The 23,568-nt window shown below is 55.5% G+C and carries 15 protein-coding genes; 4 read left to right on the plus strand and 11 right to left on the minus strand.

Annotated features, from left to right (window positions below):
* Both ABJP42_RS20215 and pdxR read right to left on the minus strand, forming a co-directional pair.
* A partial coding sequence (locus tag ABJP42_RS20215) for a cache domain-containing protein (RefSeq protein WP_348343683.1) occupies window positions 1-1,236 on the minus strand: 1,236 nt, incomplete at its 3' end.
* A gap of 238 nt (window positions 1,237-1,474) precedes the next feature.
* On the minus strand, window positions 1,475-2,959 hold the full coding sequence (pdxR, locus tag ABJP42_RS20220) for a MocR-like pyridoxine biosynthesis transcription factor PdxR (protein WP_348343685.1): 1,485 nt from the start codon (window positions 2,957-2,959) through the stop codon (window positions 1,475-1,477).
* A 565-nt stretch (window positions 2,960-3,524) separates the two neighbouring features.
* On the opposite strand from pdxR, the gene ABJP42_RS20225 reads away from it, so the two are divergent.
* From ABJP42_RS20225 to ABJP42_RS20235, 3 genes are all read left to right on the plus strand, one after another.
* Window positions 3,525-4,826, plus strand: coding sequence for an alpha/beta hydrolase family protein (locus ABJP42_RS20225; RefSeq protein ID WP_490363243.1), 1,302 nt, complete (start codon window positions 3,525-3,527; stop codon window positions 4,824-4,826).
* A gap of 297 nt (window positions 4,827-5,123) precedes the next feature.
* Window positions 5,124-5,552 (plus strand): hypothetical protein, encoded by a 429-nt coding sequence (locus ABJP42_RS20230; protein ID WP_348343687.1) that lies wholly within the window; start codon window positions 5,124-5,126, stop codon window positions 5,550-5,552.
* Between the two features lie 137 nt (window positions 5,553-5,689).
* The gene (locus ABJP42_RS20235) at window positions 5,690-8,230 is read left to right on the plus strand and encodes a M10 family metallopeptidase (protein ID WP_348343689.1); all 2,541 of its coding nucleotides are present in this window, start codon (window positions 5,690-5,692) and stop codon (window positions 8,228-8,230) included.
* 114 nt (window positions 8,231-8,344) lie between these two features.
* Here the strand turns inward: ABJP42_RS20235 and ABJP42_RS20240 are convergent, their stop codons facing one another.
* The 8 genes from ABJP42_RS20240 to ABJP42_RS20275 all read right to left on the minus strand — a co-directional run bounded on the left by ABJP42_RS20240 (window position 8,345) and on the right by ABJP42_RS20275 (window position 20,164).
* On the minus strand, window positions 8,345-11,203 hold the full coding sequence (locus ABJP42_RS20240) for a DUF2339 domain-containing protein (protein WP_348343691.1): 2,859 nt from the start codon (window positions 11,201-11,203) through the stop codon (window positions 8,345-8,347).
* Between the two features lie 233 nt (window positions 11,204-11,436).
* Window positions 11,437-11,808 carry a VOC family protein gene (locus ABJP42_RS20245; protein ID WP_348343693.1) on the minus strand — a complete coding sequence of 124 codons (372 nt, stop codon included), beginning with the start codon at window positions 11,806-11,808 and terminating at the stop codon, window positions 11,437-11,439.
* A 145-nt stretch (window positions 11,809-11,953) separates the two neighbouring features.
* Window positions 11,954-13,735, minus strand: coding sequence for a methyl-accepting chemotaxis protein (locus ABJP42_RS20250; protein WP_348343695.1), 1,782 nt, complete (start codon window positions 13,733-13,735; stop codon window positions 11,954-11,956).
* A 275-nt stretch (window positions 13,736-14,010) separates the two neighbouring features.
* A complete protein-coding gene (locus tag ABJP42_RS20255) occupies window positions 14,011-14,727 on the minus strand; it encodes a substrate-binding periplasmic protein (protein ID WP_348343697.1) in 717 nt (238 codons plus the stop codon).
* Between the two features lie 650 nt (window positions 14,728-15,377).
* Complete coding sequence (locus ABJP42_RS20260; RefSeq protein WP_348343699.1) at window positions 15,378-17,384, minus strand: putative bifunctional diguanylate cyclase/phosphodiesterase; 2,007 nt, start codon at window positions 17,382-17,384, stop codon at window positions 15,378-15,380.
* A gap of 850 nt (window positions 17,385-18,234) precedes the next feature.
* Window positions 18,235-18,780 carry a thioredoxin family protein gene (locus tag ABJP42_RS20265; RefSeq protein ID WP_348343701.1) on the minus strand — a complete coding sequence of 182 codons (546 nt, stop codon included), beginning with the start codon at window positions 18,778-18,780 and terminating at the stop codon, window positions 18,235-18,237.
* A gap of 97 nt (window positions 18,781-18,877) precedes the next feature.
* Complete coding sequence (locus ABJP42_RS20270) at window positions 18,878-19,429, minus strand: carboxymuconolactone decarboxylase family protein (protein ID WP_348343703.1); 552 nt, start codon at window positions 19,427-19,429, stop codon at window positions 18,878-18,880.
* Between the two features lie 150 nt (window positions 19,430-19,579).
* Entirely contained in the window at window positions 19,580-20,164 is a 585-nt protein-coding gene (locus tag ABJP42_RS20275) for a TetR/AcrR family transcriptional regulator (protein ID WP_348343705.1), read from the minus strand.
* A gap of 166 nt (window positions 20,165-20,330) precedes the next feature.
* Here ABJP42_RS20275 and ABJP42_RS20280 point away from each other — a divergent pair, with 166 nt between their 5' ends.
* Window positions 20,331-22,301: a hybrid sensor histidine kinase/response regulator gene (locus ABJP42_RS20280; RefSeq protein ID WP_348343707.1), complete on the plus strand. Its 1,971-nt coding sequence runs from the start codon at window positions 20,331-20,333 to the stop codon at window positions 22,299-22,301.
* Between the two features lie 55 nt (window positions 22,302-22,356).
* Here ABJP42_RS20280 and ABJP42_RS20285 read toward each other — a convergent pair whose 3' ends face one another.
* Entirely contained in the window at window positions 22,357-23,406 is a 1,050-nt protein-coding gene (locus ABJP42_RS20285; RefSeq protein WP_348343709.1) for a LacI family DNA-binding transcriptional regulator, read from the minus strand.
* Window positions 23,407-23,568: the final 162 nt, after the last annotated feature.

Consider the following 23,568-nt stretch of genomic DNA (forward strand, 5'->3'; position numbering starts at 1 on the left):
TTCGGTCATCGCCGAAACCGCGCTTTGCACCACTTCGCCACTGACTTCGGCCTCCTGTTTGGCGGCCTCCATGGTGGCTTCAACGCTGCGCGCGCCTTCGGCGGCGGATTTCACGCTGGCGGTGAGCTCATCCAGAGCTGCTGCGGTTTCTTCCAAAGTCGCCGCCTGGCTTTCGGTGCGATGCGACAGATCATCGGAGGCCTGGCTGATTTCAGTCGCACCATTGCGGATAGAGCTGGTGGCTTCAACCATACGGGCCATTGTACCGCTCAGCGTTTCAACCGTCTGGTTAAAGTCGCTGCGCAGCTGGGCATAGTCGGCAGGAAACTGGTCGTCGATCTTGACGGTCAGGTCACCCTGCGACAGCGAGGACAGGCTGGTGCTGAGGGTGGCAACAACTTCTGCCTGTTCGCGTTCACGATCTTTCTGCGCCAGCTCAAGCTCTTTTTGGTGACTCAGCGCTTTGCGGAACGATTCCAAGGTCCGCGCCATATCGCCAATTTCGCTTTTGTTGGTTGCAGCAGGGATCTCGGAATCGGTATCGCCATCGGCCATCGAGTGCATCCGGTCTCTCAGAGCATTGACTGGTTTGGTCACACTGCGGGTGATCACGGTGGCACCAAGCGCGAGAATGGCCAGGCTGATCCCCAAGGCGATCATTGCTGTCATCCGCATGATGCTCAACTCGGCTTCGATGTCAGAGACATAGGCGCCAGTACCAATGATCCAGCCCCAGGGTGCAAACAGCTTTACATAGCCCATTTTTGCTTCTTGGATTTCGGAATCAGGCTTGTTGAAGTGATAAATCACAGCACCAGCGCCATCGGCCTCAACCACCCTGGTGAACTCCTGGAAAATACGCAGGCCATTGACGTCTTCAAAATCAGTCTGGTCATTGCCGATCAATTGCTTGGCGACCGCGTGCGCGCGCATGACATTGTTTTCGTCAAAGGCAAAGAAATAGCCAGCAGAGCCAAAGCGCAGCAATTCGATCTGCGTCTTGCCCTGTTCCTGAGCTTCCTCCAGGGTGAGGGTTCCCGCCTGAACCTGTGCATCCAGATCCGCCAGAGCGCTGATCATAGCGTCAGTAAGACTGCTGAGTTCTTTCTCGCGCATCTCATAGGCATTGTCCACGGAACGGGACAACAATACAAAGGTCAAAACAGCGGCAAGGCCCACCGCCAGTGCGGCAAGTGCATATATCCGGGTCGGCAATCGGAACAAAAGCTGTGGCATTTTCGAACGTCCTCTAAAACTGGTACTTAACTAAGGTCCTATCTGCCGGGTCCTAAGATTTCATTATCTCCACTACAAAGCCGGAAATCGTCCGAAAAATAGTATGAGAAATTGTATCTAACGCACCATGAATGCAATTTTGAGATGAACCATTGCAACTCAGAATATCGCGAAAGGCGGCACGGCCAGCCTCTACTGTCAGCACGGGATCTGCCACGAGGAGTTTAACCAGGCAGAGCTAGCGCTTGTTGGCGTCCAACGAATCCAGAACTTTTTGCAAGAGCCTTAGTCCCTGAGCCAATTCAGCCTCGCTGTGGCCACAAAACCCCAGCAGCAGCCCGTTGTATTTGCAGTCGCGCGCCTCCTGCGACTGCACAAAACTGGAAAGCGGTTCGATTGACAGGCCCAGTTGCGCGGATTTTGCACAGATCTGCCGATCTGTCAGGCCACAGGTCAAATGAAACACCACCTGCATGCCGGCCTGATGATCCTCGCAGTAACCATAGCTTGAGAATTCATGAGCCAGGCGATCCAGAAGGTAGCGGCGACGTTCTGCATAGATCCGTCTGACCCGACGCAGGTGACGGTAGAACTCGCCCGTGTTGATAAAGTCTGCCAAGGGCTGTTGCGGCATCGAGCTTGCCTTGGGGCCAAAGCGTTGAATACTGCCATGGAGCCTGTCCAGCAAAGCCTCGGGCAGGATCACATAGCCAAGCCGTAGCGCATTGGAGAATACCTTGGAGAAGCTGCCGACATAGAGGGTACGGTGCAGTTGGTCAAAACCAGCCATCGCCGGTATGGGTCGGCCCGCATAGCGGAACTCGCTGTCGTAGTCGTCTTCGATAATCCAGGCATCGGTGTCACTGGCCCACTGGATGAACTCCATCCGGCGAGCTGGCGACATGGCCCCTCCCAGTGGGAACTGATGCGAAGGGGTAAGGATGGCCAATCGAGAGGCCCGCGTGCCACTGGGCAGAACCGCGCCATTCTCATCCACCGCCAGATACTCTGGCCGCAGGCCCTGCGCCGTGAGGAACGATAGCAAGGGCTTGTAGCCCGGATTTTCCAGGGCGACACTATCCTCTTCTTCGGACAGGGCATGCAGACAGATCTGCAGCGCATCCGTGGCCCCTGCAGTAACAATAACCTGCTCTGGCCGCGCCGAGATCCCGCGCCATTCCGCCACATGATCGCAGATCGCCTGCCGCAGGGAGAGCGCGCCAAAGCCAGAGCTGCCAACAAACATCGCTTGCGGGTTGGCCCGGCAGATACGCGCCACGGTTTTGGCCCACTGCCGGTAGGGAAACAGACGCATATCCGGACTGCCCGCGCGAAATGGCAGTGCCTCTCCCGGTTTTGCTTCGCCCCCTTCGGGGCCAGCAGGATCTGGTGTCTTTTGCCCTGCTCCGGCCATTTGCGTCGCCACATCTGCCTTTTGGGCAAACTCCACCTCGCCAGAGGTGCAAAGCCGATAGCCAGAGCCCTGCTGGCTGGACAAGTAGCCTTCGGCAACCAGTTGCTCGTAAGCTGTGACAATAGTGGAGCGGGATACCCCAAGTTCGGTGGCAAAAACGCGGGTGGGTGGCAGTTTACCCCCCTGTTCCAGGGCGCCTGAGGTCGCGCGCGTCCGGATGGCAGCGCAGATTTGTTCAAACACCGGGGTGGCGCTGCTGCGATCAATGGAAAACCCCAACCAGGGTGCCAGCCAAGGAGTCTGCGTCATGGGGTGCGCTTTCAATTGGCAGGGTGGAAAACTTCGAAACAGGACAATACGAAGAGCCGGCGGGAGAAGCAATACACGCCGAACTTGGGGCACCTCAGACCGCACCTGCGCCTTCACTTGTTTTTTACCATCTCAGATCTGAGCAGCCTAGGACACACTGAAGAAAGCTACCTCGGCTTTTCCAGTGCTGAAGGAAGCTTTGGCAATAGGAGGGGAGATCCCCCCGCAATGGCCTCAAATTGACAGCAATGCCGGTTTTAGAAAAACGCAGCGTCATTGCCACCGCGGGCTCTGTCTGGCTTGACCCGGCGCCCCTCTCCCTAGTCATCTACCTAAAGGCGACGTACCGGCGCTCGGATCAGGTCAAAAACACTGGTAAGACACGAGCCCCTTTGAACACCGCAGTAACCTCGGCCGATCCAGCCGGATTGAGAACCGGAGAGCTCAGAGTGGTGGCTCAGGTGATGACCAGTGGCTGGCTGTTACAATGCAGCCCTAGACCGGCATCACCCCCCCGCAGGCTTAGTCCGGGGGTATTTCAGAAAGACACACATGGGAGAGTTTAATGTCAAAGAGTAACCTTGCAGCCGGAATGGGGTTTGCCCTGGCAACTGGCGCCTTGTCCTCGATGGCGGTGGCCGAAAACCGCATCGATCGTATCCGTCCCGATGCCCCGGAACTGGCGGCCTTTGGCGCCCATCCCATTGGGGTGCAAACGCTGGAGTTCACCAACCCCGGTCAAAATGACATCCTCAACACCACGGAGGAGGCGCAGCCACTCTATGATCGCGACCTCACGGTAGAGGTCTGGTATCCGGCAGCCGCTGGCACAGAAGCAGGCGGCAGCTACCGCGCCATCCTGCGCGACGGCCAGACCGAGGTCACTCTACATGGCCGCGCAGCGCGCGACGCGACGCCTGCAAGCGGAGAAACATATCCGCTGGTGGTGATTTCGCACGGCTACCCCGGCAATCGCTATCTGCTCTCACACCTTGGTGAAAACCTTGCCACCAAAGGCTATGTTACGGTCTCGATCGATCACCGCGACAGCACCTATTCAGACAAGGCGGCCTTTGGCTCGACCCTGCTGAACCGCCCGATAGATCAGCGGTTTGTCATAGACCAGATGGAAGCCATGGAGGGGCCGTTGGGCGACATCATCAACGCCGACCAGACCGGTGTCATTGGCTATTCGATGGGTGGCTATGGCGCGCTGATCTTTGCCGGTGCCGGCGTTACCGAGGCTTCCACCCAATATGCCTGGGGCACGCCTGCTGGATTGCTGGCCCGCCACCAGGCCGGATCAGACAGCCATGCCGCGCTTGTTGATGAGCGGGTCAAGGCAGTGATCGCCATTGGCCCCTGGGGCATGAATACCGGGTTCTGGGACGCCACCGGCCTTGCCGGGATCAGCAAACCGCTGATGATGATGGCGGGCAGCGCCGATGATGTGTCAATCTACCCGGCGATGCGCGGTATCTTTGAAGGGGCGGTCAATACCAACCGGCACTTGCTGACCTTTGAAGCCGCCAATCACAATGCCGCTGCTCCGATGCCTGCCCCGATTGAAAGTTGGGAGCCCGTTGATAACCTCGACTTCATCCCCTTTGAACACTACGCGGATGCGGTTTGGGACACCAATCGGATGAACAATATCACCCAGCATTTTGCCACTGCCTTTATGGATCTGCATCTCAAATCCGAGGCCGATAAAGCCAGCTATCTCACATTGGTTGAGCGTGCCGAAGATGGTGTGATTTCCACAGATGATGCTGGCAAGGAACTTGACGATCACAGCTACTGGAAAGGCTTTGCGCCGCGCACGGCGATGGGCCTGACGTTTGAGACACTGGAAGTCGGCCAGTAGAGGAGTCTACTGCTCAAAGAGTTTCGCTAACAACATTGTTTTTTAGGGCGTATTCCACTGAACTGCGCCCTAAAAAGCCAAGAGAACGGCAAGAGAATCAAGACCACACGGCACAACCTTGGCCCACCCTGCACAGCTCGTGAAACCCTTTCAAACCAGACCTCACCTATCAAAATTCGAACATTTCGCCATGATTTCACCCATTTTCCGCCCCAATTTATGCCCAATGGTTAATCTATTTGACAACAGACCCTCAATTTGGCGAAAAGTTGGGCATGTAATGTTGAGTGTAAATCATTGATTGAGTTGAAGCCTGCTCTGCAAACATTAGCAGTTGCCTTTACTTTTTGCGCGGTGTCTCCAGTGTTGAGCAAAGACATAGCTCCTGTACTGTTCCAGTGTGACATGGACCAGCACCCTGTGATTTGTGGCGCTTTGATGACTGCGCTGCAGTCAAAGGCACTAGAGCGCGCGGTGGAACTATCAAATGAGCCCGCCAACAGTGATGCACTACAGACGGATCAGAACGCGGTGCTGACGATCCGGTATCAAGAAGAAAGCCGCACCGAAGATAGGCTGTCTGGCCGACTTGTTTGGCTGGATCAAGAGGGGCGACGTGTGGACGGCCCTGTGTTGGAGTTAACAATTATGGACAGCAATTTGAGCGCCCTGGATCTATCCCCATATGCGCGGACTTTGGTTGATGTCTCTGATCTGCCACTTTAGCCAGCCTGAAATTTCCGACGGGTCTTTTTGGCCTGATTCTACCTATTTGCAGACAACGAAGGATTGTTCCATGCCTGCCAGCAACAACAACCAAAACCTTTTAACCTCCACAATTTTGAACCAGTCAGGACAGTCCAATGTGTGAGTTCTGTGGTATCCGCGAGCACCGCCTGTTTGTCGACGGCACAACCAGCACCCCCACTGTGGAAGCGGTAGCAGCCCCTAAACCAACCTATACGGTGGATCAGGTCGCAGACTTTCTGACCGAGGGCTATTGGGGCGGAACAAGCCGGTCCTTCTCAGTTGGTGCCGATCGCGAAATCTCTGTCAATCTGAGCGGACTGACGTTGAGCGCCCAAGCGGTTGCCCGTACCGCGCTCGATTCCTGGGCGGCGGTGAGTGGCCTCAACTTTGTTGAAACCAACTCATCTGCCGAAATCACCTTTGACGATGCCGATGCACGTGGTGCCTATAACTCTTCCTTGGCCATCGGTGGGCGCATTTACACCTCTGATATCAACATCCCAACTTCCTGGGCGGCCTACGGAGACTATTATCTCCAGACCTTCATCCACGAGATCGGCCACGCCCTGGGCCTCGGCCACTCCGGCAACTACAACGGCAGCGCCACCTATGAAAAAGACGCAGCCTTTGCCAATGACAGCTGGCAAATGTCGATCATGTCCTATTTTGATCAGGACGAGGCAACTGGCGTCAATGCGTCCTTTTCCTATGTCTGGACGCCACAGGTTGCCGACATCGCTGCCATTCAAAATCTTTACGGCGTGCCCACCAATGTCGAAACCGGCGACACGACCTATGGCGATGGCAATACCACCGGTCGCAGCATCTTGGATCTTGATCTTACCCGCACCACCACGATTGTTGACAGCGGCGGCATCGACACGATCAACCTTGGCTCGCGTGCCTTTGACCAGAAACTGAGCCTTATTGTCGACACCTTTTCGGATCTGAACGGCAAGACCGGCAACTTTGCCATTGGCCGCGGCACCGTCATTGAAAATGCGATCACAGGCTCCGGCAATGATACCATCAATGGCAACGCCGCCAATAACCACCTGCAATCCGGTGGCGGCAATGATTTGATCAATGCAGGTGACGGTGATGACACCGTCCTTGGCGGTTCGGGCAGTGACAGCATCAGTGGCGGCATCGGCAATGACAGCTTATACGGGGGCACAGGTCATGATACCTATTTCGTGGACTCATACTTCGACAGGGTGATCGAAGAGGCTGGCGAAGGTACCGACAGTGTTCTTTCCTCGTCGAGCTACTCCCTGCGTCGCAGCAGTAACCATGTCGAAAACCTGACCCTTCTAGGAACCCTTGATCTGTTTGGCTTCGGCAATGGCCAGGCCAATTCCATTGCAGGCAACAGTGGTGACAACCTGCTGAACGGCGCCTGGGGCAACGACACGCTCATTGGCGGGGCCGGAGACGACACCTTTCAGGATGACAATGGCGCTGACCTCATGTTCGGTGGAACGGGTAACGATATCTACTACGTAGATCACGCGGGCGACCGAATTGTGGAGCTTGCCGGGCAAGGCAATGACCTGATTTTTGTCGGTTCGACTTTTGCGCTGCGCGACGTCAGCAACGCCGTTGAAAACCTGAGCCTTAGCGGCACGGCAGACATCAATGGCACCGGCAATGGTTTGCACAACAAGATTTACGGCAATAGCGGCAACAACATCCTGAACGGCGCCTGGGGCAACGACACCCTTTTTGGGGGCGCTGGCAACGACACGTTTCAGGATGACAATGGTGCCGATGCAATGCACGGCGGCGCTGGCAACGATGTCTACTACGTCGACAACGCAGGGGACCAGGTCTTTGAAGGCCCCGGACAGGGGCGTGATCGCGTTGTTTCCTCGGTCAATTTCTCCCTGCGGGACCATAGCCAGCATATCGAGGTCCTGACCCTTACAGGTGCCGCGCAACTTGGGACAGGAAATGGGCTCGACAACATTATCTATGGCAACGCAACCCTTCAAAACTTGCTGAATGGCGCCTGGGGCGATGACACCCTTTACGGTGGCCAAGATGAGGATACGTTCAGGGACGACGGTGGTGCTGATCTGATGGTCGGTGGTGACGGTTGGGATATTTACTATGTTGACAATGTTGGCGATCGGATCATCGAACATGCAGGAGCGGAATCCGGGGTTGATGGGGTTAGATCCACTATCACCGTCGCCTTGCGGGACCTGTCTCAAAACCTTGAGGAATTGTATCTGCTCGGGAGTGACAATCTGAATGGCACCGGCAACGGGAAGGACAATTACATTGATGGAAACTCTGGTGACAACATCCTGAATGGTGCCTGGGGCGACGACGATTTGCACGGCCGTGCTGGCAATGATACCTTCCGGGATGACGGCGGCAATGACACCATGACAGGTGGCGCAGATGCCGATACCTTTGTTCTGTTCGGCGCCTTTGGCAATGACACCATAATGGATTTTGACGTCAACGAAGCAGGCGAGGTCATTGACCTCTCGGGCCTTGCGGCAATCACGGACTTCTCAGATTTGGCCATCAACCATCTTTCCGAAGTTGATGGAAACACCGTAATCAGCGATGGCCTCGGCAACAGCGTCACCCTTGTAGGTGTCGCCAATTCCGACCTGACTTTGGATGACTTCGTGTTCTAGGGATCTCACCCAAGTGGTAGCGGGCGCAAAAACCCCGGTGCTTTCCAGATAGAAAAGGCGGGCTGCATTGGCCCGCCTTTTGCGTTGCACTGTACGGGTTTTTGTTCCGCTTTTTCAATCGGCTTCCGTCACAGGTGGCACCTGTCCCTTTTCCCACTGGGCGTTCATCACCCGGTTGAGCCAGGCCAGCCCCACCAGCGCTAGCCCAAGCCCCATGAAAGAGAACACCCGCGTCAGGCCTGAGAGCCCGCTCATATCCACCAGGAAGACCTTGGCGATGGTCAGCACCACCCCTGCCATGGCCAGTTTGCGCAGCAGATCCGAACGGCGCCAGAAGGCCAGCATCAGCACCCCGGTAGAGGCCAGCAGCAGGGCCACCGTGTAGGAGTAAAGCTCGGCGTCGATCACCCCTGGCAGGCTTAGATCGTCGCCGCGCCAGAACCGGCGGATCTCTAACGTGATGTAGAAAGCCCCCAGCGCACTGCCTGCAATGGCAAAGCCAACCCGCAACCAGCGCTTCAAATGAGTCAGGCGCAGCACTGCAAAGGCACAGACCCCGGCCAGGGGCAGGTAGGCTGCGGCGAGGCTGTCCAGGATCATTGGGCCGCGGACCATCTCCAGGTAGGAGAACAGCGGATTGGCAAAGACAAACAGCCCCGCCAGGCTGGCAAGGGCGGCCAGACCATAGCCCAGGATCAACACCCCGCGCAGCGCGGTTGTCAGCGCCCCGCTCATCCGCAACCGGTGCAACTGATTGACCAGCGATGCGGCCCAGACCGTCGCCATCAGCCCCATCCCGGCGTGGCCATAGCGCATCTCTTCAGGCAGCAGCCGCAGGATCAGCACAGACAGGAATACCGCGCCAATGAGTGTCGCCGCGCTTTCCAGGATGAGCGCAGTCTTTTCCCGGTGCCGCCGTACCTGCAGCCATCCCGCCCCAAGCAAGGCCAGGCTGCCAAGATAGGCCAGAAAAATCTGCAGCAGAGGGGTGGCATAGTGCCAGTCATTGTCAAGATAATCGCGGTCCAGCGCCCAGTCCACGCCAGGGTCCAGCACCAAACGGTAGGTGATCACCGCAACCGCAACCTGGATAAACAGCACCAATGCGGGCAGGTTGAATTTGCGATCAATCAGAACCACCAAAAGCGCCAAAACTGACAGCGCCAGCGTCAAGGCCGTCTCCGACAACACTAGGAAAAGTGCAAAGGCAATGAGGGTGAGGGCAGCAATGGCAAACAACGCGACCCTGAGGTCACGCTCTTCGCGGTCAGCCCCGCGAGCACAGCGTTCCGCCAGGAATGTCATCATTGCCGCCAGTCCCAGCACCACCAGCGCCCAGGGGTAGTCGCCATAGACCACAGCCGGGGCCCAGGTGAACTCCAGCAGCAAGGTCAGCGCCGGGGCAAAAACAGCGGCCATCAGCGCCCAGTAGAGGGCTCTTGGCGGGCCGCCTTCTGCCACGCCGATGCCTGCCAGGCTCCAGCGCATACGCAGAAAGCCCAGGCCCGAGCCCAAAGCGCCAAGCGCCACAAGCATCCAGACGACCTGCGGCGGCGCGGTTTCCGGCGGGCGTTCAAGCCCGGCCATAAAGGACTGAAACAGGGGGCCAGAATTTAGCCCCTCTGTCAGGACAACAACCAGAACCGCCAGGCCGGGTGCCAGGGCATGATCATACAGCGCCGGCGCTTCGCGCATCCAAATCAATGCTGCCAGCAACAAGGCCATCAGCATCATCAGCGCCAGAACCACAGTGGCGGATTGCGTGGCCTCAATGGCGACCATAACTGCCGCAGCGCTGCTCACAGCGGTAACAGCTGCTGAAATCCGAGTTGGAAACTCAGGAAAGCGCCGCTTGCCCTCTGGGCGCGCAAAGACATCGATAACCGCTGCTCCAGACAGTCGCGGCCAGAGACTGCGCCCCGGCAGGATCACGCCAGAAGCTGTCATCAACAGCAGGGCCGAGAGGAAATGCACCTCCCCTGCCCCAGAGAGGTAAAGTAGCAGGCTTGCCCCCAGGGGCGCTACAAGAGCCAGAACCGAAATCCAGGCCCAGCGCTTGACCGTATCCACCCCAAGCCCAACCACTGCAATCAGGGCAAAATAGTAATAGAGCATCCAGGGATCCTGCGACTGCCCCCCCACCAGAAAGGGCGCGACACAGGCGCCCAGGATACCCAGGGCGGTCAGGAAGGCGCCATAGAACCACCCCAGCACCAGGGCCAGCACCGAGACCAGACCCAGTGCTGCAAAACAGGTCCCCGGGTCAATCAACCCATACATCACCCGCGCCGACAACAGTCCGGCAAACAGGGTGATCAACCCGGCCCCGGCAAGGGCCGAAGGCAGGTGCTGGGCTGCCCCTTCGGCCACATCCCCGTGGCGACGTCGCACCACCTCGCCCCCGGCGACCAGCGCGCCGCCAAAACCCAAGGCCGACATGACCCTCCAGAAGGGCGTCAACAGGCCGTTATCAACGCCGTATTGCACCATAAAGACCCCAGCCAATGCCAGAGAGGCCGACCCGGCCACCAGCACCCAGTTGTCACGTAGCCAGAAGCTGAGGACTTCAAAAAGATCGCCCCGCAGCACGAAGGCCTTTGGCGGAGCAGAGGGGTGGTCTTGGTCACTGGGATGATGTGCTGCAGGCTGTTCCTCAGAGGCCTGGTCTGCCTCGGCTGCTGGCGTGGCAGAGGTGGCGGCAATGGGCGGCGTCTCAGCCAGGTCGTCTTGGCTGTTCGCCTGCTTCTGTTCCCCCCAGGGCAGCGCGGGTTTGGACTGCGTGACAGGATCACTTTTGATACTCGCAACAGTCGCTTGACTTGGGCTGGACACCCCAGGGCGCATCGCTTCGACCTTGGCTTCGAGATCGCGCACGCGTGTTCTGAGCATGGTATGAGAGATCAGCAGATAGGGAACGCCAAGCAGAAAAACCAGGCCGAGAAGCCCAAGCAGAACAACGCCAAAATCAAACATAAAAGGATCATTTCAATGAGACAGGAATCCCCACAGGCTAGGCTTTAATCCTGACACTGGCAAGCAGATGACCACAGGCAAAACCGCTGTACTGGCCATCCATGTCTCAGGTCTAGTTTTAGTGTCCAGCGCGACGCTCTGCCTGCCTCACAATGATCTCAAAACCCTGATCTGGATTGGAAACCCAGAGATCGAATGCCCCAGCGCACAGCGGCAGGGCATCTGTTGGGCTGTTAGCCAAAGACGTAGAAGGTCATTTTATTGCCATCTAGATCACGAACGTAGCCGCCGTAGAACCGGTCAGGGATGCGCTGTCCGGGCGCGCCCTCACAGGTGGCACCAAGCGACATCGCCTTGGCATAGAGCGCATCGACCTCTTCTTTGTCCTTGGCACGAAAAGCAATCATATTGCCATTGCCGGGCTGTGGGTCATTGCCGTCATAGGGCAGGCAGACTGAGATCATCGGCTCTTTTGGAGTGGCCCCAATCATCGCGATACGCCCCGCATCAATGATCACTTTTGCGCCGCGATCTGCAAAGAGATCGCAGTAAAACGTCTTGGCCTTCTCCATATCCGAGACGCCAACGGTAACATATCCAATCATCAGGCTTCCTTTGGTTGTTTGGCCAAAGGTTTAGGCGCAGCATACTGCGGGTCAAGGCACCCAATGGAAAACGTCCCGTCTCCTGTTCGGGGACGGAACGTCATGCATTTCCCTTAGCCTCCCCGCTGCGGAGAGGTCAGTTCGACTATCCGGCCAAGCGATCCTGATCAAAGCAGTCGTCATCGAAGCCATCATTTGCAAAAGCCTCATCCTCGAAATCCGCGGGCGGGTTGCCCGCCTGCCCATTCTGAGAGGAGGGTTTAAGGCCAGCAACCAATTCGGCCAATTCAGCGGCAGCCTGTTTCAGGCTTTTGCCCTGATCGCTGGACTTCAGCACCATGCTGGCATTTTGCTGGGTCGCGCGGTCCAATTCGATCATACCGGCATTGATTTCAGAAATGGTCGAAGCCTGCTCGCCCGAGGAGGCGGCAATCTGAGTCGTAAGTTCCGAAACCGACTGGATCTTTGCAATGATTTGCTCCAGCGAACGTCCCGCTTCGTCAACCAAGTCAACGCCAATCTTTACCTTCTCAGAGCTGGTCTGGATCAGATCCCGAATTTCATTGGCAGAATTCGCAGACTTCAGCGCCAGAGAACGTACTTCCGAAGCTACTACCGCAAAGCCACGGCCCACTTCACCAGCCCGCGCCGCCTCAACCCCCGCGTTCAGAGCCAAAAGGCTGGTCTGGAACGAGATGTCGTCAATCACGCTGTTAATCGCCGAGATCTGTTCAGAGGACTCGTTGATCTCTTTCATCGCCTGCACAGTGCGCTGAACAATGTCGCCACTGCGCATCGCTTCTTCGGAGGTTTCGGAAATGGTGCCTTCAACCTCTTTGGTCTGGGTTGTGGCAGAGCGCACATTCGAGGTGATGCTATCAAGCGCTGCGGCTGTTTGTTCAAGCGTTGCCGCTTGGTTCTCTGTCCGCTGCGACAGATCATCTGTCCCGGAAGCCATCTCGCCAATCTGCTGATCCATCTCGGAAATTGTGACCAGCACCCGGCCAATTAGATCATCCAGCGTTTCCGCAGTCAGGTTAAAGTCCGACCGCAGCGCTGCATATTCCGGGCTCATCTCTTTTTCGATCCTATAAGACAGATTGCCTTTGGACAGGTTGTTCAAGCCGTTTGCCAGCTCTTCGACCACGCCAGCCTGTTCTGCGGCAGCGGCCTTGGACTGTTCTTCCATCTCGGCATTGGCCCGCATGGCTTCGACAAACTCTACAACCGCGGCGGCCAGACGGCCCAGCTCATCGCGACGACTTTTCTCTGGGACAGCGCTATTGAAATCGCCACTGCGAAGGGAATCGATGCGGTCTACAATCCGATCCAGCGGACGGGTTACCGAAGCGGCCGAGAAATAGACAATAATCCCAATCAGCAAACAGATGCCCAAACCAATAATGGCGGACTGCATATACAGCGAGGAGACGGTTTCATGAATGGTACCGTTGTGAAAGCCCATAACCATCTGGCCCACATCTGTCCCATCCGTCAGGGCCACTGGGAATTTGACGTAGACAACCTCATTGACTTCGACTGATTGCTCGACACTTTCATCTTCCAAAAGAGCGGTGATCTGCTGTGTCAGCTCTTCGCGACGCTCTTCGTCAACAAAGACCTCTGCAAAACTGCCGCCATCAACAACTACTTGTGCAAACAGCGCGTTTTCCATTTCTGCCACGCCCTGAATAGCGCCCATAGCAGCGTCACTGTTGAAATCCCAAACCGCCGCTGCAACAGGAGGAACAACAAACCGCTGTGCCAGTTTCACTTCTTCATCAAAGGCCGCAATCAATGCGGTGCTGTGCTTGGAGGCCCAGAAAACCGTATAGGCAAAATTGGACAGCACTATGCAGGCCAAAATTGGCAGTAGTAACTTCTTCTTGATGGACATGCCCAAGAAGCGTTTCAGAAAACCGGTCATGATGTGCTCCAAAGTCTCGATCAACAGATCGTATTGCTTTCGCTGGTCAGTAATGGGTGGAGATGTTCGGGCTGTTTCAAACTACAATCGTTGTCTGCAATCTAAGTTTGTCATGTTGAACATCTGTCCCCTTTCCAAAACCTTGCATCTTGTGTCAGGCCGCTGCCCGGACAAGGTTTAGGAAAGGGTGCCAATGAGGGGTGAGCCACATTGGCAAGAGAAGCCGCCGTTCAAAGCATCTGTTTGGCAAACAGGGCAAAATAGACGGCATCTCCTTAGTAGGACATGTAGTTGCCACCGAGGGCGTCACGGTATTTATCCGTCCAACGAGTGTTGATCTCTGCGATGGTTCCGTCGGCTTCCAATTCGCCAAAGCAACGGTCAAACTCTGCCGCCATGGCAGGATCTCTAAAGCTCATGGCGTAGGGGCTTGGTTCAAAAATAGCGCGGAATTCAATTGCCTGGCTGGCATCTACACCGGCAGAGGCCCCGGCTTCCTGCAGCTGGCGGGCGAATTCGGCGAAGAGCATACCATCGCCCAGGATCCCATCGACGCGCTTACCATAGAGCAGCTTGCTCTGGGTTTTCTGGTCGGCCATCTCGCGGTAGGATTTAAAGGCCTCAGTTTCCCCACTCAGACCCGGAATAATGTTGCTGGCGCCTTCAAAGGCGACGATGTTCCAGCCATCCAGATCATCCAGAGTCGACGCCTCACGTTCGGAAGAGGTCAGGTAAGACACGCCGTTTTGATAGGAGACATAGGCTTGGGTTTGGGTGCCGGCGGTCGGCATCCCTACAGGTACGGTCGCAACGGCGTCACCAGAGCCATTTTCAAACGACTGCCAATGGCGTGTAAAAGGCTGAACAACAAAAACAGCCGTATGTCCACAATGGCCCAGAACGGCGGAAATGATTTCTGCCTCACGGCCGGTTCCGTCCTTTTGAACCATAGGTGGCAGATCGCCGGCCATGATCTCAACTTCAGCTGCCATTGCAGTGCTTGAAAAAAATACTAGTGACGCAGAGACAGTCGCTGCAATTCCGAACTTCATGTTTTGCTCCTAAAACAGTTTCCGCTGTAGAGAAGCAGTTTTTCATTAATAGGGGATTACTTAAGTCGCCGTGGAAGCTATGAGAAAGACGGAAAAAAGCAGGCATCCAGACGGAAAAAACAGAGCCGCCATCATCCCATTTTTTAAAATGATAAAGGAAGGCCTAAAGATCTATTCGCCGTATTCCGCCTTCTTCCCGCCTTACCTTCCACCCTTCAGGTATTTGATTTCATTTCACAAATCTAGAACTTATTTCCTCAGAACTTCCCCCTCCTTTGGAAGGAAAAACACAAATTCGCTCAATTTCCCAAAGATGAACACTGCGGACAGGGCAAATATTTCAACTTCTTTGATCCAGCAAGAGGCGGATATTTAGGCATGTTGGACGACTGCCCTCTGATTTCTTTTTGAGACCAAATGCGAAGAAATTAGATAAAAACCGAAGTGTCTACGCCGAACCACAGGTTCGGGCACCCTCCTACACGCCCGTTAGTGCAAACGGACCTTGCCATATTCGCTCTTATCGGCCTAAATCGCGCTGACCCGATGATCCTGCCAAGACATCGTTGATGCCAGGATCTGCGCTGGGCCTATTGGCCAGAGACCTGAGATGCCCGCTCGGACACATATTTGTCGGTGACTGATTTGGTCATGGGGCGGCTATACAGGTAGCCCTGCGCATCATCACAGCCCAATTGGGACAGGATCTGGACCTGCGACTGTCCTTCGACTCCTTCAGCAATGACGGAAAGCCCCAGATTGTGTCCCAGCTGGGTGATGGTACTGACAATCGGGCTGGCGGCGACCTCGGACAGATCTCGGACAAAACTCTGGTCGATCTTCAACCTGTTCAGCGGCAGTTCCTTCAGATAGCTCAACGAGGAATAGCCAGTACCAAAATCGTCAAGTGCAATGGAAACACCAAGCTCTGAAAGCTCTCGCAGTGTGGCTGCAATCTTCTCCTTCGAGGTAATGAGAACTCCTTCGGTCACCTCGACTTCCAGCAGCTCGGGCGCCAGGCCGGTTTCATGCAGAACCCTAGAAACCAAGCCGGTGACATCCGTGCGAACAAATTGTACCGGCGAGAAATTCACAGAAACTACAGGCGGATTGGCCGGCAGGAGTTCTGCCCAATGACAGGCATCCTGACAGGCTCGGCGCAACAGATGCTCTCCCAGTTCGACGATCAGCCCGGTTTGCTCGGCAATGGGGATAAACACATCAGGCCCAACAAAGCCAAGATCCGCGTCGTTCCACCTTGCCAACGCTTCAAAACCTACCAGACGCCCATTCTGCAAAGCATGTTGCGACTGATAATAGGGTTCGATTTCGCCGCTGCGCACCGCTTTTTTCAACCGCTCTACGATGGCCAGCCGTTCAGAAAGCCGATTTTGCATTTCCGCATCAAAAAAGGTGATGCGATCCCGCCCTGAGCCTTTTGCCTCATATAGCGCCATGTCCGACAGGGACAGAAGCTCGACGCCTTTCTGCGTGTCCTCGGGGAATTTGGCGATGCCGATGGAGGCGGAAATCTGGATGACAAAATCTTCGAGCTGAACGACTTCCGACAGGCGCTCGCAGATGCTTTGCGCAATCCAGGATATTTCTTCAGTGCTTTTGGGAGGATCGTTGCTCAACAAAACAAGGAACTCATCCCCGCCGAGCCGAGCCGCCCAGGCATCAGCACCTATGCTTTCCTGCAAGCGCACAGAAACCGCTTTTAGAAGCAGATCTCCGGTGTGATGCCCATAGCTGTCATTCACCTGCTTGAACCCATCCAGATCAACCAGCAAAGCAACAACCTGGTCTTTTTCTGCCTGTAGCTCACAGAGTTTTTTTTGCACCGAGTTGCGATTCAAAAGATTGGTCAAACCGTCATAGGAGGCCAGAAACTGAACCTTACGCTCCGCTTCGACTTCGGCTGTTGCATCGGCAAAGATGCCGCGAAAACCACGAAACCCTCCGCGTTCATACTGCGGCCGACCCTTCATCAAAATCCAATGCAGGGTATCGTCTCTCGGATCCTGGATAGACAAGCGAATATCGTGAAATTCAATCCGGTTGCGAACCGCCTTTTGCAGGCGGGCCATATCCTCCGCCGCCTCTGCAGTGCAGGTGGAGGCCAGTAGGTCAAATAGCTCAACGGCCTCCGGGTTCTGTTCGCCCTGGGCGCACATCTCCAGAATTCCCGCGGGAGCGCTGAGCAGGCGTCCATACTGATCCGTTTGCCAAAGCCATTCGGTCGCCTGGGCTTCGTAGTCTTTTAGCAGCAGTTCAACAACTTCGCTTTTCTCGCTCAGCCTTTCGTGGTTCTTGAAAGCAATCATCGCGGTTTGCGCGGCTTTGAGACAGGCATTAAACAGCGAAATGCCAGCGGCAAACATCAAAATAGACAGGGTAATATCTGTCGCAGAGCCATAGACCAGCCCACAGGTCAGCATAACCAGGGTGTTGCCAATAGTTTGCACCCCTAAATAGACAACACCCGCCATTGGCGTGCGCGAGAAACCGATGGTTCCCAGCGCGAGAGAGCCAGCGACAATTGTAGCAATGACTGCCTTCTGGTCCCCCTCTACTACAGGGTAGAACAGAGCCATTCCCACGGTCCAGATCAACGAGTTATAAAAAACTTGTAAGAGAAAGCCGCGCAGGTCTGCCACCGATCCCTCTGTGTGATAAGTTGTTCTCCATACAAGGAACTTCGACCAAGCAAAGACAACAGCAACAACAGTCCAAGCAACGACCAGTTCGTTTCGCCCAGTATTCCAGGCCTGAAAGGACAAGGCAGGCGCAAATAACGTATTGCCGAGCAGCATGACACGCATTTCTTCGATGGTGCTGCGTATTTGGCCGCGCCGCAAACGGTTTGCAGCATCGGACGGCAGCCCCCAGGCTCCCAGGTCTGCCAACCCAAACTTTGCGACCACCATACTGATGAACTGGTTAAACCTACTCAATTTCAAGCCCGTTATTAAGTCTACTCATTGGCGTGAACCTATAGCGTAAACTTCATTGGTAAACATGGCGTTGTGTCCAAAATCAAAACTGTAGTTTTGTTGCAGGGATATGCCTAAAAATGGATCTTCACTCCGCCCAGGTGTAAGGCAGAAACCCCTGGGCTGATCAAGGGTATTTGACTGCAATCTCCGCGATGAGTCTCAGGAATTGGGAATCTGACCGCCCTTTGTTTTGGACGTTAAAGATTGGCAAAGCTACTTCGCAAACGGAACAGTATTCTCGGATAGATATGTGAACGGGGTGCGCACTCTGCTGCAAAGGGTTTGTTCGCTACTCGGGATTAAATCCCTTTGGTCTGCCTGTTTCAAAGCGTTCAAAAAGGCGCTGCCGTCAAAAGCAGCGCCCAATCTAGTCAAGAGAGCCTTACGGGTCCGTCAGGTAGGTTCTCGTGGAGGCCTTACTACCGAAAACCCCCAGGGCGGCGGTTCCCTACCTCCATTTGATTGAGCAGCCAATACTTGGATGCTGCACCTCAGGCCCTTTTTGCGTTTTGGCGATCTGGCGCATAGCCTCAACCAACTCTCTGCAGCGATGGTCCGAAGCCCCCCGGCCAGCATCATCCAATCGTCCCCGATATTGCAGCCTCCCCTGGGAGGTGAAACCAAAGAAATCTGGCGTACAGACTGCACCATAGGTTTTGGCAACGCTTTGGTCTTTGTCCACGAGATAAGGAAACTCAAACCGATGCTGCGCGGCAAAACGCTTCATGTTGGCAGGGCTATCAGCCGAGACAGCTTGGAAATCGTTCGACATAATGGCCAGCACATTGATGCCCTCTGCCATCAGCTCATCCGTGTCCTGCGCCAACCGATCCGCAATAGTCTGCACATAGGGGCAATGGTTGCAGATAAAAGCCACCAACAGAGCGGAGCCTCCAAGGTAGTCAGACAACCTGTGCAGCCGGCCCTCCACATCGGGCAATTCGAAACCTTCGGCCTGCCAGCCGATATGGCCCTCTGGGGTATGCAAAAGCATCGTTTCCTCCTGAAATCAGCAATATTCAGAACGCCTCTGGGCCGAAAAACCCCGGTCCAGAGGCGTCCATCTGTCTTCGCTTTCCGTCTGCCGCCAATCAGCCCTTGGTCCAGGCATTGGGGGCAAAGGCTGCATCCAGCGGCGTATGGGTAATATGGTTGGTATAGTTTGACAGGATTTTCAAACTTGTCCCAATCAGAACTTCCAACACTTGTTGCTGGCTATAGCCTGCCTTCAGAAAGGCCGACAGATCTGCATCACTCGGGTAGCCGCGGGTTTCATTGATCACGACGGCAAACTGGCGCAGTGCTTCCAGTTTAACGTCAGGAATCGCCTCTCCGGCCCGCAAAGAGGCAATTACATCTGCAGCAACCCCGGCGCCCTGTGAAATTGTTGTATGCGCCGCCATGCAATAGGTGCAGCCATTCAGCCGGTTGTTTGTCATCAGGATGATCTGACGCTCGGTTTCGCTAAAGCTGGTTGTGTTGAAGATCCCAGTCAGGGTCAGATACCCCTCCAGCAAGGCTGGGGCCTCGGCCATATTGCCATACAGGTTTGGTAGGAACCCATAGGCCTTTTCAGCATCCGTCAGCATTTGCTTGGCTTTGGCGGGGGCGGATTCAAGTGTGTGCAGTTCAAAGGTGGACATAGGATGCTCCGGTAAATTTGTGTCAAGGGACCAAACCGGCAAAAAATCTAATTGTACCGATCAGTCAACAATTCAACTAGGAGCACTAAACCGATCGTTCAACAATTTCACCGAAACGTTATCGCCGCCTCGCTCTATCGACAGATCGGGCTAAGGTTTCAACATCCTCAAGGCCTGGTCCCGGATCATTTCCAGATCACCACCCCCATAGACGCCTCGCGCTAAAACCCGCATCCCAACCACCAGCGTTAGTAAGGCTTTGGCCACCTGGGTGAGGTCCAGATCATCAGAGACAGCGCCTTGCGTTTTGGCACGGGTCAATTGCTCCACAAAGAAGGCTTCAAACTCGCTCATACCTTGGTGCACAAGATCCTGAACCTCGCCAGTGTGATGTGCCATTTCCAAGCTGGTATTTACAAGAAAACAGCCTTTTCTCTCTTTATCTTCAAGGCTTTGCCGCAGAACCTCAGTGAACAGCTCTGCAATGGCTTCCTCGGGGTTTTGATACTGCGACATCCGGGTCAAAAGCGCCCGGCGATAGGCTTGATTGTATTTCAAAAACACCCGGACAAAGAGTTCCTGTTTGCTGCCAAAGGAATGATAAAGGCTGCCTTTATTGATCTCCATCGCACCCGTCAGATCCGTGATGGAGGTCGTCTCATAGCCTTTGCGCCAGAAGGTATTCATGGCGCGGTCCAGGGCGGTCTCTTCGTCAAATACTCTGCTACGCGCCATATAACTCTTGTCTCATTTTTTCTGGCCCCAGGGCCGGGCAACACCAAAGCCATTCCGGCACAGGTTTGTTCAGGCTTGCACTGACTTGCATGCGCCACCTCGACAGTCAAAGACCTGTTGTACTAGGTTCAATGTAAGACATGCGAACAGGTGAGGTCAAAGATCCATGCCCAATAAAAAGCAGGCTGCACGATCTCTTCCTGAACGGCTTTCCCGTGCGCTGGAGCTAAATGGCGACGGCATCTGGGAGTGGGACCTCAGCGCCCGAAATCTTGTCTGCTCGCTTCAGATACGCGAACTTTTGGGGATCCCGGATCCGGCCCCGCCTGACTTCGCAGAAGGTCTGCTTTGTCTGGTTCATCCCGACGATTTGGAACGGATCCAAGGGATTGTTGCAAACTGCACACCGGACAACTGCGCCTTCTCTGCCAGGTTTCAAGCCCGGCTTCCAACAGGCGCGTATCTTTGGGTCGACGTCAAAGGTGCTACAACCTTCGACCCCAGCGGCACTCCCAGCATCATCACCGGGACGCTGACAAAACTGTCCAACAAACAAATTCCCGAACCTGCGCTCATTGCCAAAATAAGACAGTTTGAGAACTTGGCCGAAAACATTCCAGGCGCTTTGAACCGTTATCTTATTCAGGCAGACGGCAGTCAGACGATGGACTACGTCAGCCCTGGCTTTTTTGAGATCACCGAGCTCACACCAGAAGACATTGCCGAGGACAGCAGCAAACTTTGGCAGATCATACATGAAGACGACGTCACCCAGACCGCAGCTTCGGTCGAACATTCAGCGATTACGCTGGAAAAATGGGAGCAGAGTTTTCGGCTCTGCACCGCTTCTGGGGCCGTGAAATGGCTACATGGTCGTGGCCGCCCCTGGCGTCGCGAGGATGGGGTGACGGTTTTTGACAGCGTCATCATTGACATAACAGATCTCAAAGAGGCCGAGGAAAGCCTCCGCAAAAGCCGTGAAATGCTGGCACAATCGCAAAAACTCGATGCCATAGGTCAGCTGACGGGCGGTGTAGCCCATGACTTCAACAATCTGCTGGCGGTGATACTGGGTAACCTTGAACTGCTAGGCGACACTGAGACCTCGGCCGAGAAAAACGAGCTCATCGAGACTGCGATTACCGCCAGCCTACGCGGTGGCGATCTCACCAAGAACATGTTGTCTTTTGCCCGGCAGGCACCGCTGACCCCTGTTACTCTGGACCTGAACCAGGTGATTGAGGAGGCCAAGAATTGGATAGGCCGCGCGCTTCCCAAAACGGTGTCTTTGCAAACCGCCCTTGTCGATCAGGTCAGGTCAATTGAAGCAGATCAATCTTCGCTCGAAAGTGCATTGCTGAACCTGATCATCAATGCCCGCGACGCGATGGAGGGTCAGGGCAGCCTGACAATTGAATCCTCCAATGTGCAAATTGACGAAGCCTTTTTTGACATGCGCGACGAAGAGCTGGCCCCTGGGCAATATGTCATGCTGGCAGTTAGCGACACCGGCCCCGGCATTAAAGAGGACATCCTGCCAGAAATCTTTGAGCCATTCTTCACCACCAAACCACCCGGCGTTGGCTCAGGCCTGGGCTTGTCGATGGTGGTCGGTTTTATGCGGCAATCCGGCGGCACGGTGCAGGTCTATTCCGAACCTGGCAAAGGCACTACATTCAAGCTGTTCTTTCCGGTGATGACTGACAATGGAAAGGCTCCCGAACAGGCCGGAGAGGTTGCAGAACCAGCCTCTGAAGATAGCATGAAGCTGTTGCTGGTGGAGGACGAAGAGGCCGTGCGCAACACTCTGGTAAAGACTCTGGCGCAGGCCGGTTATCAGGTCACGGCAGCAGCAACTGGCGACGATGCCTTTGCCCTGTTTCAAGCAGATCCAACCTTTGACTTGGTGCTTACAGATATCGTCATGCCGGGAGAGCTGCAGGGGACTGGCCTGGCGAAGGCGTTGAGAGAGCAATGGCCAGAGCTGCCGGTCGTCTTCATGTCCGGCTACGCGCGGGAGGCCACAGTACATGGCAATGGGCTGAGGCCCGAGGACATAAGGCTGATGAAGCCAGTACGCCGCAATGCCCTGTTAGAGGCTGCCAAACAAGCCATGACAAACCAAGCCATGGGGTGACACCCTGGGTCAAGGGTGGCGCGCCAGAAGCTCTGCTCCGCCTATCTGGCGCAGGTCAGCCGGGAGGAGGAGACAGGGAGGCGCGTGATACGACTTTGGTGCTGATGCATTGCGAAACATCCGGCAGGGCGGCCTGTTGAGACGCAGCTGCGACCATTGCGATCAGCGCATGGGCCGCCTGCCGCCCCATTTCGCGGTGCGGAACATGAACCGTCGTCAGTGCCGGGCTGACAACCGCTGCCAGCTCAATGTCATCAAACCCGGTCACCGAAATCTGCTCGGGAATTGCAATCCCCAAACGTCTGGCTTCCTGCAAGGCCCCTGCCGCTAGCACGTCATTGCCACAGATCACCGCCGTCACATCTGGCTGTTGTGTGACGATCTCTTCAAAGGCTCTGGCGCCTTTTTCAAAATCATAACTGGTCTCGACCACTCGCAGTGCCTCAGGATCAAGCCCATTGGCTATGAATGCATCTCTTGCCCCCAAAACCCGGCTCCGCGCCCGGTCATTGCCTGCTGCAAAGCCGGAAATCATCGCGATGCGGCGATGTCCCAGGTCAAGAACATGCTGGGCCAGCTCTGCCATGGCAGAACGGTTGTCAAATCCCACCGAAGGGCTACGGGCATCCGGCGCATAGGACCAGGCCACTAGCGCAGGCACACGGTGTTGCGCCAGGTAGTCATAGATACCTTCATCGCGATCATGGCCAATCAACAGCAAGCCATCTGCCCCCCGCGCCACCAGCGTCCGGATCTGAGCCGCTTCCAGCTCTGGCCTATAGGCGGAACTGGATACCAACAGGGTATAACCCTGGTCGCTCAACGCGTCCTGAAATGCCTGCAGCCCGCGGGCAAAGATGGCGTTCTCCATCGTCGGGATGATCGCACCAATGGTATAGGAACGTTTTGCAACCATGGCCCGCGCTGCAAAATTGGGCGTATACTCCAGCCGCTCCACCGCCGCCATCACCCGCTGGCGAGTCGATTCCACCACCCGCTCAGGCGAATTGAGGCAGCGCGAAACAGTTGCGGTCGAGACCCCCGCCTCTTGTGCAACGTCACTCAATGTCGGAGCTGAACGGGGGGGGGCATGTTTTTTTACCATTGATTTTCAACCTTCTTAACATGGAATTCCAGAACTTCAAATCAACATGTAAGCGCTTGCATTGACGATGCAAGCGCTTACAAATACCGCAAGAAGACTGAGTCGCGCTGACATCTCCAATCATGGTTCCGCCTAAACCTACGCAGCTCTGATTGCCGCGCA

This window comes from Pseudophaeobacter sp., from assembly GCF_039971195.1.
In the GTDB taxonomy this organism is placed as follows: domain Bacteria; phylum Pseudomonadota; class Alphaproteobacteria; order Rhodobacterales; family Rhodobacteraceae; genus Pseudophaeobacter.

Coding starts and splice junctions, on each gene's coding strand:
- pdxR (WP_348343685.1), bottom strand. CDS start 2,959: ATGACGCAGACTCCTTGGCTGGCACCCTGGTTGGGGTTTTCCATTGAT.
- ABJP42_RS20225 (WP_490363243.1), top strand. CDS start 3,525: ATGTCAAAGAGTAACCTTGCAGCCGGAATGGGGTTTGCCCTGGCAACT.
- ABJP42_RS20235 (WP_348343689.1), top strand. CDS start 5,690: ATGTGTGAGTTCTGTGGTATCCGCGAGCACCGCCTGTTTGTCGACGGC.
- ABJP42_RS20240 (WP_348343691.1), bottom strand. CDS start 11,203: ATGTTTGATTTTGGCGTTGTTCTGCTTGGGCTTCTCGGCCTGGTTTTT.
- ABJP42_RS20245 (WP_348343693.1), bottom strand. CDS start 11,808: ATGATTGGATATGTTACCGTTGGCGTCTCGGATATGGAGAAGGCCAAG.
- ABJP42_RS20250 (WP_348343695.1), bottom strand. CDS start 13,735: ATGACCGGTTTTCTGAAACGCTTCTTGGGCATGTCCATCAAGAAGAAG.
- ABJP42_RS20255 (WP_348343697.1), bottom strand. CDS start 14,727: ATGGCAGCTGAAGTTGAGATCATGGCCGGCGATCTGCCACCTATGGTT.
- ABJP42_RS20260 (WP_348343699.1), bottom strand. CDS start 17,384: ATGGCTCTGTTCTACCCTGTAGTAGAGGGGGACCAGAAGGCAGTCATT.
- ABJP42_RS20265 (WP_348343701.1), bottom strand. CDS start 18,780: ATGCTTTTGCATACCCCAGAGGGCCATATCGGCTGGCAGGCCGAAGGT.
- ABJP42_RS20270 (WP_348343703.1), bottom strand. CDS start 19,429: ATGTCCACCTTTGAACTGCACACACTTGAATCCGCCCCCGCCAAAGCC.
- ABJP42_RS20275 (WP_348343705.1), bottom strand. CDS start 20,164: ATGGCGCGTAGCAGAGTATTTGACGAAGAGACCGCCCTGGACCGCGCC.
- ABJP42_RS20280 (WP_348343707.1), top strand. CDS start 20,331: ATGCCCAATAAAAAGCAGGCTGCACGATCTCTTCCTGAACGGCTTTCC.
- ABJP42_RS20285 (WP_348343709.1), bottom strand. CDS start 23,406: ATGGTAAAAAAACATGCCCCCCCCCGTTCAGCTCCGACATTGAGTGAC.